This is a genomic window from Candidatus Palauibacter australiensis, assembly GCA_026705295.1.
Lineage (GTDB): Bacteria > Gemmatimonadota > Gemmatimonadetes > Palauibacterales > Palauibacteraceae > Palauibacter > Palauibacter australiensis.
The window spans coordinates 1-13266 of sequence record JAPPBA010000079.1; the positions used below are offsets into that span (position 1 = coordinate 1).

Here is a 13266-nt window from a genome sequence, read left to right on the forward strand (position 1 = left end):
CACCCGCCCGCCGTCACCGAACGACACAACGGGCTCACCGGTCGCCGCATCCAGCGCGTACATCGAGGGACCGCGCACCGAGATGATCCGCCCGGCGGAGTCCCCGCCATCGCCGTCGGCACCGCCGTCGCCGCTACCCGTACCTGAGCCGCGCCAGTAGGCGACGCCCCGGAAGCTCCGCCCGCGCACGTCTTCCTCCGACTCCGGCCGCTGGACCCAGCGCGTCTCCCCCGTCCCCGGATCGAAGGCCTCCACAAGCCCGACGGCGTTGGGTGCGTACAGCGTGCCGCCGACGAGGACGGGCGTCCCGCGCAGGTAGTTGTTGAAGTCGAGCTCCGGATACTCGGCCGTCAGCGCGCCGTCGACAGCCGGCCGCCGCCACAGAACCTGCACCGCGTCCACGTTCTCGCCGTCGATCTGCGTGAGCGGAGAATACCGGTTGAAGGAGTTCTGCCCGCCGTAATACGTCCACTCATCACTCGGCGGCGCCAACTGGTCGGGATCGGCGTCTGCGCACGCCGAGAGCGCGAACGCCGCGGCCAACCCCACGAGCCCCACCACCGGCCCTGGGGCAGCCCTTCCGCAACGTCTGCTTGCCGGGTCGCCTCGTCGTCGCCGTGTCTTCATGGACCCCTCCCGCATTAGCGCACCCCAACCCCGGGGACCCTCGCCCGCTCCTGCGCGTAGACGTTCACAAGATTGTTCCGGAACGGGTTCCACGGGAGGGGTCCGGCGAGCAAGACGCTTGATACGTCCCCCATCTTCCCGGAACCAACCAAGAGGAGGAGTCCGAGCCATGAGGGAGATCAGCTATTTCAAGGCACGCCGGAACCTGGCGGCGTTGATGGACCAGGTCGTTGACGATTGCGAGCCGATTCTGATACGTCGGCGCGGCAAGGAACCGGTCGCGCTCGTCGCGGCCGACGAACTCACGTCCTGGATGGAGACCGCCTACCTGCTCCGCTCCCCGGCAAACGCCCGGCACCTCCGCGAGTCCATTGCCTCCATCGAACGCGGTGAGGGCGTAGTCGTCGATGTCGACGAACTCGCCAAGCGGCTCGGCCTTGAGGACGAATAACCGACCTCCCGCACTAGTGATCCGAGCCGCCTCCTTCTTGCGCTTGATCGCGAGACCGCAGCCTTTTTGCGGTATCCCGTCCGCCGATTTCGATGGAGGAGCCACGCATGTTGATTTCGGGATCTTTGCGACAACAGGTCATCGGAGTCCTCGCGGTCTGTCTGGGTTCGCCGGGTGCGGCGGTCGCCCAGAACGTCTTCGCCTCCACGCAGTCCGCGACCCTCCCGACCGCGGCCGCCTCGCGCGCGGGCGACCTGCACATCGAGATCTCGCACCGGTTCGGCTACGTGTCGGGCGGTGCGAGCGACCTCTGGGGACTCGACGGATTCGTGCTGAATCGCCTTGGGCTGGCGTATACGCCCCAGGACCACGTCACCATCGGCGTGCTTCGTTCCAACAGTCTGGACAACCTGGAGTTCAACGCCCGTTTCGCCGGGCTGCGGCTCGATGGCGCCACCGGTCCCGTCGAGTTCGCGGCGCAGACCGGCATGGCGTGGAACCTGCAAGTCGAGCCGGACGACAGCCACGCGGGTCACGGGCACGCGCTCGCGCCCCGCACCAGCGCGTACGCCGGCGGTCGCCGCGACGGCACGGCCGTGGATAACGAGATGCAGGCCTACGTCCAGGTGATCGCCAACACCAGGGTCGCCGACCGCGTCGCACTCGGTGTCGTGCCCACGCTCCTCTGGAATCCGCGAATCGAAGACGCCGACCGGGAGGCCGCGGTTTCCGTCGGTGCGACCGGCCAGATCTACCTCAGCCGCATGTGGAGCCTCTTCGCCGAGTGGATCTTCAGCGGCGCGAGGGAGGACCAGGAGTACGACTCCGCCTCCTTCGGCGTCGAAATCCGCACGCCTGGACACTTCTTCAAGATCGTCGTCACGAATCAGCACCGGATGAATCCGACGCATACGCTCGCCGGCGCCGCCGAGGACTTCTTCGACACGAACTCGTGGCGCCTCGGATTCAACATCCAGAGAAGACTCCGGCTGTAGCGACCAAGCGCTCTGCGCTCGCCTGAACGCCGGAGATGTTGCGGCTCGCCTTGAGGACTAGAAGATCGCGCCGGCGCGGAAGTGCAGCTTCAGGACAGGGTCGGCGGCACCTTCTCGGCCCCACCCCAAGCCGCGGGCCACATCCACCCGTATAATGCCGTCCATGAAGACGAGTCCCGCGCCCACGGCGTAGTAGTCGTGGCCTCCGGCGGAGGCCCAGTCGCCGAACAGGGAGAGGCGGAGGAAGCCGATCCGCCGCTGCAGATCAATTCTGGCCATGTGGATTCGTGACCCCCGGACGGATTGCGCGTGGCCCCGGAGCCACCGGCCGCTGGTACCGAAGCGCCAGAGATCGTGCGGCGCCGGGTCGCCCCACACCCGGGCCGTTCCGGCCTGCATCCCCAGCAACAGCCGGGACGAGAAGGGGATCACCAGCGCCCCCTCGACGATGGCCCGCACGTGTGGATTGTCCCCCGCCGATGCGCGGAAGCCGACGCGGCCGCCCACGCCGAACGACCCCGGCTCCGGCCCTCCGAGCCAGGGCCTCCACGCGACGGCCGTCCCCACCCGGTTCCGCCTGGCGTCGGTCGCGATGTCGGCGTCCTGCTCGGCGAAGAGGCGGAGGGACAGCCAGTTCCTCTTTCCGGCGGGAGGCAGGAACCGAATCGCGGCGCCCCGCGACCAATGGAAGTCCGCGGCGTCTCCGGTCACGTAGATCCCGGGCGTGCTGACACCTTCGCCCGGCTCGCCATCCCGCAACGACCGATAGAAGGACACGAGCATCGTGTGGCCGGGATGACTGCGCTGCAGGGTGAGGTCGATGTCCGGCGCCACGCGCGCAGTCCCGAACCTCGCCGTCAAGGCTGCGCGTCCCCACCCAAGGTCGCGTTGCAGGCGGGTGCCCAGTGACACGCGTTCCACGGGATTGTAGCGCAGGAGCCTCAGTGTCTTGCCGGGGGGATCGAAAAGCCAGGGGCTCGGCGCCTCGGCGCGTTCGCCCCCTTCGCCGGCGCCGATGGCCGCGAGTTCCGCCGCGATCCGTCCGATGGCGGCGTCATCGAGTCTGCCATCCTCCTCCCATACGGTCGGGGGCAGCAGGTCGCTCGCGATCAGCGCCTGCCGGTCCGCAGGCGTGATCGTGACCGTCTCACCGGGTTCCGCTTCCGCCAGCGCCGCGCTGATGCTGTCCCCCTCCTGGCTCCAGAGCCGAAGAGCCTCGGCGGCTGTAGCCGGCGTCCCCGGCGTGGCTCCTGTCGCGCGTTCGCGGATGTCCTCGACTTCGAGCGTCCAGTCAATCATCACTGGAACGGCGAGAGGCGCGAGGCCGGAGGCCGTGACACCCTCCATCGCGCCCGTGTCCCCCCGCCATGTCACGCTTCGGAGCAACCAGTGGCGCATCTCCCAGAGTTCGTACTCCGCGACCACCGTCGAGATGTCGAACCGCATGCGGGGCAACGCGCCGTTGAACGCCCCGTTGACCAGCCGGTCGAAGAAGCTGGGCCGATGGGAAGTTGAATCGGGTGCGGGTACACTGTCGGCGGAATCAGCGTCACCGATGTCGAGATTCAGGCCCGGGCTCCAGCGCCCGCCGTTCCGGAGCTGCCAGGTCATCTCACGGTCGACCGGTTTCGCCAGCCGGTAGGCGACGCGCGCCAGCCCGAAAGTTTCCGCGTCGATCCACATGATCGCGGAGACGAGGCGGATGCTGGAATAGCGAGGTATCACTGCGACGGCGACCGCCCGCAACGTGCTCCCATCGCTCAACCGCACGGCGATCGTATCCCCGGAGCGGAACTGGTAGTAGCGCTCGGAATCCGGCCCCAGCGGGCTGCGAGTGGTGGTCTCGGCCTCCGGAGACTGCCCGAAGGACCGCCCGAAGACCGTGAAGCCGAACTTGAACGGGTCGCCCAGCGGGTCGGCTGCGAACCGTTCCGCCCGCAGCCCGCCGAAGAACTCCGAATCCCCGGGATCGACGAGTGCATCCCGGAACCGTGCTGCGAGCACGTGCACAACGGCGGGCTCGTCGCGCGACCACCGCACGCGGGCCGTGCGTTCACCGTGCAGCCAAGGCCGGTTGCGCTGGTAGGAGGGCATCTCGAAGCCCATCCGCTCGCGGATCAGCGCCGTGTACGCGTCGATGGTCAGGCGTGCGGTATCCCGGGCGGCCTTCAACCCGAGCACGAGCCGGCGGGCGGTCTCGTCCAGGTAGGCGTCCCGGTCGGGATCGCGAAGAAGGTTGCTCGCGGGGAGAGAATCGCGTGTTTGAGCGGAAGCCGTTCCCTGCAGGGCAGCGGCCAGCAGGATGGCCAAGGTGGCAGCGACCCTCGATGTCGGGGTCGGCCACTCCCGTTCACGCATGCGGAACTCTGTGGTTCAGAGCTTCCCGCACCGGTCCAGCAAGTGCTCGGCGTCGGAGATGGCTTCACGGGCTGGCGCCCTGTCTCGATGCTCCCCGACCTTCGCGACCTTTACCTGGATCACGTTGTCCGAGTTGTCGTCCATCGTACCCGCGCTGATGTAGTTCACGACCAGCGCATCGGTGATCAGATGACCGGTCGGGAAGGCTTCGCGCGTACGCATCCGTTCCGCTCTCACGAACCCGAGTGAACGATCACCGGCGGTGATCATGTATCCGAGACGCTGCAACGTCACGCGAACGCAGTCGAGCCCACCAGCTTGCACGCCTGCCGGACGTGTCATGATCAGGGGTTGTACCGCACAGGCCATCGTTGCCGTCACGGCCATGAACGGCGCGGCAAAGCGTTTCATCAATGCCCTCCAGGAGTCGGGAGCGCGGTCTCCTCCGAAGTCGGAGGCCTGCCCGTCATCCCGATTGACGCGAGAACGTCCCGCACGGTCACATCCTACGGCCCGGTAGCCGCGGTCCGCGCAGGCACCCCAGATTCCGTGCAGGCAGATCACCCCGATACTCGGAGGTGTCCTCAAATGTCATCCTCCCGCTTGGATCTCCATCTTCACGAGCAGCTGCTCCTCCTGTCCCTGCGCCAGCGGAACGGCGCCCTGGACAGCTCGGCGCTCTTCCAAACGGCCATGGGCGCGGCGATCCTTGCCGAACTCGCTTCCGAGGGTTGGATCCGTATCGAGGCGGGCAAGAAGGGGTTTGTCGAAGCCGTGGACAGCAGATCGGACCACGTGGGCGATGAGATTCTCGACGAGGCTCTGGCCCTTGTCAGGGGGTCCCGGCGTCGTCGGGGCACCGCGTGGATTTCGGCTTTTGCCATGCTGAAGCAACTCACGAACCGCACCGCCGAAGGACTCTGCAACCGGGGCATCCTGGGCAGCGAAGAGGCTCGGACGCTTCGGATCTTCCCCAGCAAGGTCTACCCGACGGTCGACACCGACACCGAACACCGGCTGATCACCGAAGTCAGCGAAGCCGTGACGGGCGACGGAGAGGTCGATCTCCGCCCGGGAATCATCGTCTCACTGGCTCACGCGACGGGCCTGCTCGGCAGTCGCTTCGAGTACAGCACATCCGGGCCGCCCAGAGCGCGTCGCCGTGCAATCGCGGCGGGCAAGCACCTGGTCGAAACCGCACACGCCGCCTTGCACATCCATCGGTGGGTCAGGAAATCGGTCATCACCAGCCGACTGATGCTTGCCGCTGGGGCGATGGCCCTGTTGACCTTCATCATAACCCTGCTCGACCGGTTCAATATCGGGTTCTAGGCTGTGGTTCAGAGCTTCCGCACCGGTCCAGCAATTGCTCGGCGTCGGAGACACCGTTGTTGCTCGGACCTTTCCCGCCGGGTCGGGAGACCCTCACCTGGATCGTGTCCGCCGATTCGTCGTCCACTGTGCCGGCGACGACGTAGTTGACGACCAGGACATTGGTTTCCCGAAACAGCCCGTGCGTGCGCTCGGCTCTTACAAACCCGAGTGAGCGGTCACCGGCCGTGATCATGTATCCGAGGCGCTGCAGCGTCGCACTCACGCAATCGAATCCACCCGCGTCGACGTTCGCCGGCCGCGTCATGATCATCGGTCCGCAGCCCAACAGGACGATCGTAAGCGTCAACGGCACGGCGAGGCGTTTCATCGATATCCTCCAGGAGTCGGGAGCCCGGTCTCCTCCGAAGCCGGAGGCCTGCCCGTCATGCAGATGACGCGAGAACGTCGGCTCGCGTCACCTCGCAGGAAGAAGTGACGATGTCCGCCGCGGCCCAATTGCGGGGCTCCCCCTTACGGCGACACCTCGATCGCCAGGCGGCAATGGTCGCTGGCGCCCCATTCCGCAGGCGTGTTCAACGCGCGGACGGTGATCGCCTCGGAAAAGCCCCGCGACGCGAAAGCATGGTCCAGCTGGCCGGATGGACGCTCGGGCGATCCGCGGTTCGAATGGTACGTCGGACCGTCGTGCGGCCCCAGGTATTGGAAGCCGAGTGCCTCCATGCGCGTCCACACCGTCCGTTCGCGCTGGCTCCAGTATTCCTCGCCCTCCGGCCAGGCGTCGGGATTCATGTTGAGGTCTCCGGCCACGAGGATGCGGTGCGATCCGGGGTCCTCGTGACCGATGAAGGCCGACAGGTCCGAGATGGCGCGGTGCGCCGACCCATCGGGGAAGCCGACGCTCCACTTGCTCCGCGTCGAGGGATGGGGCTGCATCCACCGGGCGTACATCGAAATTGCGATGAACGGCTCCCCGGCTTCGGGAACGATGCGCGCGGCCGCGTTGATGCCGATGCCGCTCACCGGCATCTGGTCGGACTCCGTCACGCTGATGGGGTCGATCTGCGTAAACTGATCAACGCGGACTCGGTCGGAGAGGCGAACGATCCGGCACCAGCGGTCGAACTGATGCTTGAGCCAGGGCTCTTCTCCGAACTCCACCTCCGGCGCGACATCCGGAGGCGGGTTCCTTGCCTCTTGGAGCAACGCGACATCGGCGCCCATCTCCAGAAGTTGCCGCCACGGCTCCCGCCGGCCGGCGATGTTCCAACTCACAACCCGAATCGCTTTCCGTCCAGCCATGGGCCTCCTCACGCTTCCCCACGAAGTCCTTCGAGGCGACGGTTCGCCATCTTCACGCGGATCCGGAGGCGTGGCCTAGAACCCGAGTGCGTCCAGGTTGCAGCGCTGTCAGTGAGGAGGTCAGAAGCCCTCGGGAACCCAGTCTCCTGCGTCGTCCTTCGTGATGAACCGCGTGACGGGCGACGCGGCTATGCCCATCTCGCGCAGCGTATCCACCACGCGCGTGCGGAACCGGTTCCGTACACGCGGGTCGATCTGACCCACCTTGCCTTCGTAGACGCTCCAGATGTCGACGACCTCGTCGGGTTCATCGCCGTAACCCCACGACTCGCGTCCCCGCACCCAGATATCCGTGAACTCCACATGGGGAAACGCCTCCCGCACCATGCGCTGCAGCAGGTCCCGGACCTCGGGCAGGTTGTCCTTCGTAATCGTCGCAATCATGGGACATCTCGAAGCGTCATGGATCCTTCGGGTCCATATCGGACCGGCGGCAGCGGCCGGATGCGATCCGCCGAACCAAGATTCTGCCAGCCCCCTGGTCCGTCAATTTTCGGGCAGTTCCAAGCGCGTTGCCACTTGACCGGTGACACGTTACACTTCCCATGCAATGATTCTAGGCTTTCGCCACCGCGGCCTCGAGCGGTTGTTCGAGAAGGGAGACCGGAGACGAATTCCTCCTGACCTCATCGCCAAGGTGGAGCGGATCCTCGCTCGCCTAGACGTGGCGGCCAAGCCCGAGGACATGAACCTGCCGGGTCTTCGGCTCCACCCGCTGAAAGGCGACCGCGCGGGGTATTGGTCGGTGAGGGTGTCCGCCAACTGGCGCGTCGTCTTCCGTTTCGACGGGCGTGATGTCAGGGACGTTGATTTGATCGACTACCATTAGGAGGCCCGCGACATGCCGATGAAGAACCCGCCGCATCCGGGCCTGTCCGTGCGCCATGACTGCCTCGAGCCCTTGGGGCTCACCGTGACGGAGGCGGCGCGGAGGCTGGGCGTCAGCCGAAAGCAGCTTTCCGAACTCGTCAACGGCCGTTCAGGCATCTCTCCCGAAATGGCGATCCGCCTAGACAAGGCGTTCGGAGGCGGGGCCGCGACCTGGTATCGCCTCCAGTCGGCCTACGACCTCGCGCAGGCCATGAAGAATGCCGACCGGATCGACGTGGAGCGGATACCGACTCCCGCTTGACGCTCGATCCAGACGCCGCAGCAACTGGACCATGGTCCCCCGACGCGGGGTTCCTCTTCGCGGCATCGGCCAGCAGCCGGAGGTGTTCGCCGCCGGTGGCCCACGCCGTGGCGATGTCCACATGCGTGGCGTGCCTGAGCAACTTCTCGAGACGCGGGATCAGGTCGCGGCTGCCGAGAACCGTTCCCTCAGCCGCCGGTTCCTGCGGGACCGCGTATCCCGGCAGGGCATTGGGTGCGGTGTCGTTTCGCGCTCTCAAGGCGACACGTCAACGATGATCCGGCTGATGACGCGGATCATGGCACCAGGGGCTGCAGCTTGCCGAACTCGTACTCGGGGGGCGGCTCGGCGCCGAGGAGGTGGCGGACGAAGTAGTCCCAGCGGCGGCGCATCATGTAGGGCTCGTTGCCGAAGCCGTGGCCGCGGTTCGGGAGGAGCAGCAGGTCGAAGTCCTTGTTCGCGGCGATGAGGGCGTCCACGACGAGCATCGTGTTCGAGTGCGGGACGTTCGTGTCCATCGTGCCGTGGGCGATGAGGAGCTTGCCCCTGAGGTTCTCCGCCACGAGCGGGTTCGCCTGGTTGTCGTAGTTGGTCGTGCCGTCGGCGTACTCCTCGAGCAGCCCCTGGTACTTCTCTCCCCAGTCGTCCTCGTAGTTGCGGTTGTCGTGGTTCCCGGCCTGGGAGACGGCGACCTTGTAGAAGTCGGGGTAGCGCAGGATCCCCGACGTGGAGGCGAAGCCGCCGCCGGAGTGGCCGTAGATCCCGACCCGGTCGACGTCGATCCAGGGGTGGCGCTCCGCGAGTTGGCGGATGCCGGCGATCTGATCCGGGAGCCCGTTGTCGCCCATGTTCCCGTAGTACGCGTCCTGGAAGGTCTTCGAGCGCCTCGGCGTCCCCATCGCGTCGAGTTCGATGACGACGAACCCGAGTTCGGCCAGCGACTGGAGGTCGCGGTGCGCGGCGCGGAAGTTCCGGCTCCCCACGCTTCCGCTCTGCGGCCCCGGGTAGAGGTAGTTGATCACGGGGTACTCGGCGCCTGGATCGAAGTTCGAGGGACGGAACATCAGCCCGAACAGATCGGTCTCGTCGTCGCGCGCCTTCACCGTGAAGGGGATCGGAGGCTGCCAGCCGGTCCGCTCCAGGCGCGAGATGTCGGCCCGTTCGACGGTCTGCAGCAACTCGCCGTCCATGTCGCGGAGGACGGTCACGGGCGGGGTCGTGGGCGTGGAGTACTGGTCGACGAACGTCTCGCCGTCGGGCGCGAGCCAGACCACGTGGTTCGCGCTGTCGGGCGTGAGGAGTCGGACGTCCCCGCCATCGAGACCGGCGCGGTACAGGTACATGAAGTAGGGATCGCCGGGTTCCCGACCGTTGCCCATGAAGAGGATCTCCCGGGCCTCCGCGTCGACCGCCACCAGGTCCTCCACCTGCCACGCGCCCGAGGTCACCTGGCGCTTCGGTTCCCCGCTGTCCGCGTCGTAGAGGTAGAGGTGTCCCCAGTCGTCGCGCTGCGAGTACCAGAGGATCTCTTCGGACTCGGAGAGATAGCGCCAGTTGGCGTGGGACTCGAAGAACGTCTCCACGACCTCCTCGAACAGGTCGCGGACCTCGCCCGTGCTCGCGTCGGCCATGCGGACGAGCGCCCGCTTGTGGTCGCGCGAACTCGACACGAAGACGAACCGGGAGCCGTCGGCGCTCCACTCGACGTCGGAGAACGTGCCACCGCAGGCCACGTGGTCGCACACGGTGGATCGGTGCTGATCCGGGGGCATGTCCATGCGGACGACGCGGCTCCCCGCAGGCGCCTCCGTGTCGATCACCACCCGGTGGATGCGGAAGATGACCGAGTCCTCCGGGAGCGGGTAGCGCCACGCCTCGAGTTCCGGGTGCCCGACCTCGGTCGTGACCATGTACATCATCCCCACCCCGCGGGCGTCGTGCTGGAACGTGGCGATGCGTCGCGAGTCGGGAGACCACTTGAGCACGGGACGGTCGCTCTTCACCCAGCCCGCGTTGTTCGTCGCGTAGCCGAAGTCCTCGACCCCGTCGTCGGTGAGTCGGGTCTCCTCCTCCGTGGACAGATCCCGGAGCCACAGGTTGTGGTCGCGGATGAAGGCCGCCCTGGTCCCGTCCGGCGACACGATGTCGAAGCGGCGGGCCGTCGTGGCCTCGGGCGCCGGGACCACCTCGCAGCGGTCGGGGTCGAGTTCGCAGGCGTACGTCTCTCCTTCCACATCGACCTCGAAGCGGACTGTCCCGGCCTCCAAGGCGAGATCTCCGAACGGGAGGGCGAAAGCGGCGTACTCTTCGCCGGTCGCCGCGGCGAGCGCAGAGGCCATGCGCGCGTGGCCGAAGGCGCGCTCCCGCGTCCCCGCGGCCGGATCGATGAGGACGTACTCGGTGCCGCCCTCGAACCGGTTTCGGTACCAGAACCGCCCGTCCTCCAGCCAGACCGGAATGACGGAAGCCCCGAGCACGAGCGGATTCACCTGGCTCGCGAGCCGCCCCTCCGCCCGCGCGTAGTCCGCCACCGTCAGCGCGTCGGGGGCCGCCTGGGCGTGCGCACCCGGCGCCGGCGAGAGGGCGGCGGCGATCAGCAGCGCTGCGTTGGCTATGCGGCTCATGCTTGCGATCCTGTTGGACGTCCTCGGTCCTCTGCGGCATGCGAAGTCGCAAGATGCCGACCGCCCTCTTGGCCGGCCACCGCCCTCCACGACCTTTTGTGATGTTGCCAAGACATGGCGATATGGCATAAAATCGTTTATACCATACTAACAAGAACACCATATACGAGGTGGTTCCATGATTGAAGCGGTGAACAGCCCGGCCGGTGATACGGTTCAGAGCGAGCTGGTGGCGATCGACGCCGCTGGCCGGTTGGTTGTGCCCGGAAAATTCCGGAAGGCCCTCGGAATCAGCGGCCCGCAGCAGCTACTGGTTGGACTCGAGGGGAACACGCTCAGGGTCACTACGACAGATGGGGTCATCCGTCGCTATCAGGAACTTGCCAAGCGCAGGAAGCGGACGACCGGTAGCGTTGTCGATGCATTCATCGCGGAGAGGCGTAGAGAGGCCGCGGAGGAATGAGGCTCCCCGCGGCGCTGCTGGACGCATCGGCGCTCCTGGCTCTTGTCTTCAAAGAGAAAGGTGCAAACCGGGTGTGGGATGTCGTGCGGCGGGGCGCGGCGATATCGGCCGTAAACGCTGCCGAGGTGGCCTCCAGGCTCGGCAGCGAAGGTTGGACCGAGGAGGAGGTCGAGGGCTTCTTCGAAGACTCCCGCATCGAAGTCTTCCCGTTCGACAGACCCGCAGCCCTGCTGAGCGGGGCGTATCGGCAGTCGACCCGGCAGCTCGGTTTGAGTCTCGGCGACAGGGCGTGCCTGGCTACCGCGCGCCAACTCGGCCTCGCGGCACTCACCGCCGACCGGGCCTGGGCCGAACTGGAGCTTGACGGCGTCAGCGTCATCTGCATTCGCTGAACACAAGGCCAGGGGGCGCCTGTTCTCCGCGGTCAGGGCGAAGCGGGCGCGTCTGCCTCAGTGCGGAGGGCGTCGATGCGGCGGGCGACGCCCTCTTCGTAGCCGGACTCTTCGAAGCCCGCGCGCTTGAACTGGATGAATCCCGCCCGGTCCAGGTAGAACGTCGTCGGGTAGGCGAGGATCTCGTAGTCGAGGGCGAGGCCCTGCTCGTCGAAGAGAACCGGGAACGTGAAGCCGCCCTCCTCGATCTGCCTCGCGACCTCTTCGCGGGGAGACCCCGCGGTGGCGACGGTTAGGAACACGACCTCCTCATCGTCCTCATACGTCTTGAGGAGTTCAACGAAGTGCGGGAACTCCTGGAGGCACGGCCCGCACCACGTCGCCCAGAACTTGAGCACGACGATCTTTCCCTCGAGGTCGGACAGCCGCCACTCGACCCCGTCCTGGTCGGCGATCGCGAACTGCGGCGCCTCGCGCTCGATGCGCTGGCCCAGTTCGCGCCGCTCCAACTCCTCTCCAACCACGGGACGGCGCGCCGCGAGCCGTTCCTCGACCGTCTCGGGCAGGAGATCCGCCGCCGCGGCGGCTTCTTCGGCGAGGGGCTCGAGCCAGGATCCGCCGAAGGCCATCGCCTCGACAAAGGCATCCAGGGCCTCTTCGGGCCGGCCCGTGCGCAGCAGGTGCCGTCCGTATTCTCCCAGCGACCGGGAGCCCCTCGATTCGGTCGCCACCTGCCCGAACAGATCGCCGGCCGCTTCGATCTCCCCGAGTTGGGTGAGCGCGCGGGCCTGGAGGATGCGGGCGCTGTTGATCGAGTTCCGTCGCGACCGCTCGCGCTCGTCGCCCTGGAGGCCGGGGTACAGGTATCCCGGGCGGTTTGCTCGCAGGTCGTCCTCGATCGCGATCGCCGCGTCGAGCACGGCCCGCGGCTCGATCCCGAAGTAGAGCAGGCTGCGGATCGCCGAGAACTGAGCGCGCGACTGCCAGCGCACCACGTCCATCGCGGCATCGAACAACGGCTCGGCAGCCTCCGGATCGAGTTTTGCATGGGGAGGCTCCGCCGCAACGGTCACGGCTCCCCTCACCGCTCTGCCGCTCGGCGCATCACCGGCTATTGAAGCGAGCGCACGCTCTCTCACGGCCGTGAGATTCCGGCTCACCCACGCGCTCCGCCGCCCAAGGCGCCTCGACTTCAGCCCCTCGGCGGCGAGGCGCGACATGTCGACGGTACTGTCCGCATACCCGCGCACGGCCATCTCGAAATCGATGGTCAAGTCCCAGTACCGCAGGTCGTCGGCCAGCACGCCCCGGTCCGGCGCCGCTTCGAGTCGCTCCAGCCATCGGTCGGCGTCGTTCTTCCGCTGCGGCACGTGAGCGTCGTATCCCGCTGCGAGCCGGTACAGCACGGGCGCCGCGGCGTCCGGGTCGCCTTCGACCTCGGCCGCGAGCGCGTCGAGGGCGGCCCCGATCGAATCCCTCACGAGCCGGCCCCGGTCCCCTTCCTCCTGTTCGGCGCGCGCGACGCGGAGC

At 67.1% G+C, this 13266-nt stretch carries 15 protein-coding genes; 7 read left to right on the plus strand and 8 right to left on the minus strand.

What is annotated here, in order from left to right; genetic code table 11:
• Positions 1-627, minus strand: a 627-nt coding sequence (locus tag OXN85_06250; GenBank protein MCY3599552.1) for a hypothetical protein, incomplete at its 3' end; no start/stop codon positions are given.
• A 169-nt stretch (positions 628-796) separates the two neighbouring features.
• Here OXN85_06250 and OXN85_06255 point away from each other — a divergent pair.
• Together OXN85_06255 and OXN85_06260 are read left to right on the plus strand one after the other, a co-directional pair.
• Positions 797-1078 carry a type II toxin-antitoxin system prevent-host-death family antitoxin gene (locus OXN85_06255; protein MCY3599553.1) on the plus strand — a complete coding sequence of 94 codons (282 nt, stop codon included), beginning with the start codon at positions 797-799 and terminating at the stop codon, positions 1076-1078.
• A 107-nt stretch (positions 1079-1185) separates the two neighbouring features.
• On the plus strand, positions 1186-2073 hold the full coding sequence (locus tag OXN85_06260; GenBank protein ID MCY3599554.1) for a DUF5777 family beta-barrel protein: 888 nt from the start codon (positions 1186-1188) through the stop codon (positions 2071-2073).
• 57 nt (positions 2074-2130) lie between these two features.
• Here OXN85_06260 and OXN85_06265 read toward each other — a convergent pair whose 3' ends face one another.
• A complete protein-coding gene (locus tag OXN85_06265; protein ID MCY3599555.1) occupies positions 2131-4431 on the minus strand; it encodes a hypothetical protein in 2301 nt (766 codons plus the stop codon).
• Positions 4432-4446: 15 nt separating this feature from the next.
• Entirely contained in the window at positions 4447-4842 is a 396-nt protein-coding gene (locus tag OXN85_06270; protein MCY3599556.1) for a hypothetical protein, read from the minus strand.
• A gap of 177 nt (positions 4843-5019) precedes the next feature.
• Here OXN85_06270 and OXN85_06275 point away from each other — a divergent pair, with 177 nt between their 5' ends.
• Positions 5020-5763, plus strand: coding sequence for a GPP34 family phosphoprotein (locus tag OXN85_06275; protein ID MCY3599557.1), 744 nt, complete (start codon positions 5020-5022; stop codon positions 5761-5763).
• Here the strand turns inward: OXN85_06275 and OXN85_06280 are convergent.
• The 3 genes from OXN85_06280 to OXN85_06290 all read right to left on the minus strand — a co-directional run bounded on the left by OXN85_06280 (position 5747) and on the right by OXN85_06290 (position 7509).
• Positions 5747-6133, minus strand: a complete 387-nt coding sequence (locus tag OXN85_06280; protein ID MCY3599558.1) for a hypothetical protein — start codon at positions 6131-6133, stop codon at positions 5747-5749. The two genes, OXN85_06275 and OXN85_06280, sit on opposite strands and share 17 nt — an antisense overlap.
• Before the next feature lie 143 nt (positions 6134-6276).
• On the minus strand, positions 6277-7065 hold the full coding sequence (locus OXN85_06285; GenBank protein MCY3599559.1) for an endonuclease/exonuclease/phosphatase family protein: 789 nt from the start codon (positions 7063-7065) through the stop codon (positions 6277-6279).
• Positions 7066-7185: 120 nt separating this feature from the next.
• Positions 7186-7509: a hypothetical protein gene (locus OXN85_06290; GenBank protein MCY3599560.1), complete on the minus strand. Its 324-nt coding sequence runs from the start codon at positions 7507-7509 to the stop codon at positions 7186-7188.
• Between the two features lie 166 nt (positions 7510-7675).
• Here OXN85_06290 and OXN85_06295 point away from each other — a divergent pair, with 166 nt between their 5' ends.
• Both OXN85_06295 and OXN85_06300 read left to right on the plus strand, forming a co-directional pair.
• Positions 7676-7954: a type II toxin-antitoxin system RelE/ParE family toxin gene (locus OXN85_06295; GenBank protein ID MCY3599561.1), complete on the plus strand. Its 279-nt coding sequence runs from the start codon at positions 7676-7678 to the stop codon at positions 7952-7954.
• A 12-nt stretch (positions 7955-7966) separates the two neighbouring features.
• Positions 7967-8257: a HigA family addiction module antitoxin gene (locus OXN85_06300; GenBank protein ID MCY3599562.1), complete on the plus strand. Its 291-nt coding sequence runs from the start codon at positions 7967-7969 to the stop codon at positions 8255-8257.
• Positions 8258-8553: 296 nt separating this feature from the next.
• Here OXN85_06300 and OXN85_06305 read toward each other — a convergent pair whose 3' ends face one another.
• Positions 8554-10881: a DPP IV N-terminal domain-containing protein gene (locus OXN85_06305; GenBank protein ID MCY3599563.1), complete on the minus strand. Its 2328-nt coding sequence runs from the start codon at positions 10879-10881 to the stop codon at positions 8554-8556.
• 178 nt (positions 10882-11059) lie between these two features.
• On the opposite strand from OXN85_06305, the gene OXN85_06310 reads away from it, so the two are divergent.
• Together OXN85_06310 and OXN85_06315 are read left to right on the plus strand one after the other, a co-directional pair.
• Positions 11060-11344 carry a hypothetical protein gene (locus OXN85_06310; GenBank protein MCY3599564.1) on the plus strand — a complete coding sequence of 95 codons (285 nt, stop codon included), beginning with the start codon at positions 11060-11062 and terminating at the stop codon, positions 11342-11344.
• Positions 11341-11736, plus strand: a complete 396-nt coding sequence (locus OXN85_06315; GenBank protein MCY3599565.1) for a type II toxin-antitoxin system VapC family toxin — start codon at positions 11341-11343, stop codon at positions 11734-11736. Before OXN85_06310 ends, OXN85_06315 begins: the two co-directional genes overlap by 4 nt.
• A 32-nt stretch (positions 11737-11768) precedes the next feature.
• Here the strand turns inward: OXN85_06315 and OXN85_06320 are convergent.
• The coding region (locus OXN85_06320; protein MCY3599566.1) for a TlpA disulfide reductase family protein at positions 11769-13266 on the minus strand (1498 nt) is incomplete at its 5' end.

Coding starts and splice junctions, on each gene's coding strand:
- OXN85_06305 (MCY3599563.1), bottom strand. CDS start 10,881: ATGAGCCGCATAGCCAACGCAGCGCTGCTGATCGCCGCCGCCCTCTCG.
- OXN85_06255 (MCY3599553.1), top strand. CDS start 797: ATGAGGGAGATCAGCTATTTCAAGGCACGCCGGAACCTGGCGGCGTTG.
- OXN85_06275 (MCY3599557.1), top strand. CDS start 5,020: ATGTCATCCTCCCGCTTGGATCTCCATCTTCACGAGCAGCTGCTCCTC.
- OXN85_06285 (MCY3599559.1), bottom strand. CDS start 7,065: ATGGCTGGACGGAAAGCGATTCGGGTTGTGAGTTGGAACATCGCCGGC.
- OXN85_06290 (MCY3599560.1), bottom strand. CDS start 7,509: ATGATTGCGACGATTACGAAGGACAACCTGCCCGAGGTCCGGGACCTG.
- OXN85_06265 (MCY3599555.1), bottom strand. CDS start 4,431: ATGCGTGAACGGGAGTGGCCGACCCCGACATCGAGGGTCGCTGCCACC.
- OXN85_06270 (MCY3599556.1), bottom strand. CDS start 4,842: ATGAAACGCTTTGCCGCGCCGTTCATGGCCGTGACGGCAACGATGGCC.
- OXN85_06310 (MCY3599564.1), top strand. CDS start 11,060: ATGATTGAAGCGGTGAACAGCCCGGCCGGTGATACGGTTCAGAGCGAG.
- OXN85_06315 (MCY3599565.1), top strand. CDS start 11,341: ATGAGGCTCCCCGCGGCGCTGCTGGACGCATCGGCGCTCCTGGCTCTT.
- OXN85_06280 (MCY3599558.1), bottom strand. CDS start 6,133: ATGAAACGCCTCGCCGTGCCGTTGACGCTTACGATCGTCCTGTTGGGC.
- OXN85_06260 (MCY3599554.1), top strand. CDS start 1,186: ATGTTGATTTCGGGATCTTTGCGACAACAGGTCATCGGAGTCCTCGCG.
- OXN85_06300 (MCY3599562.1), top strand. CDS start 7,967: ATGCCGATGAAGAACCCGCCGCATCCGGGCCTGTCCGTGCGCCATGAC.
- OXN85_06295 (MCY3599561.1), top strand. CDS start 7,676: ATGATTCTAGGCTTTCGCCACCGCGGCCTCGAGCGGTTGTTCGAGAAG.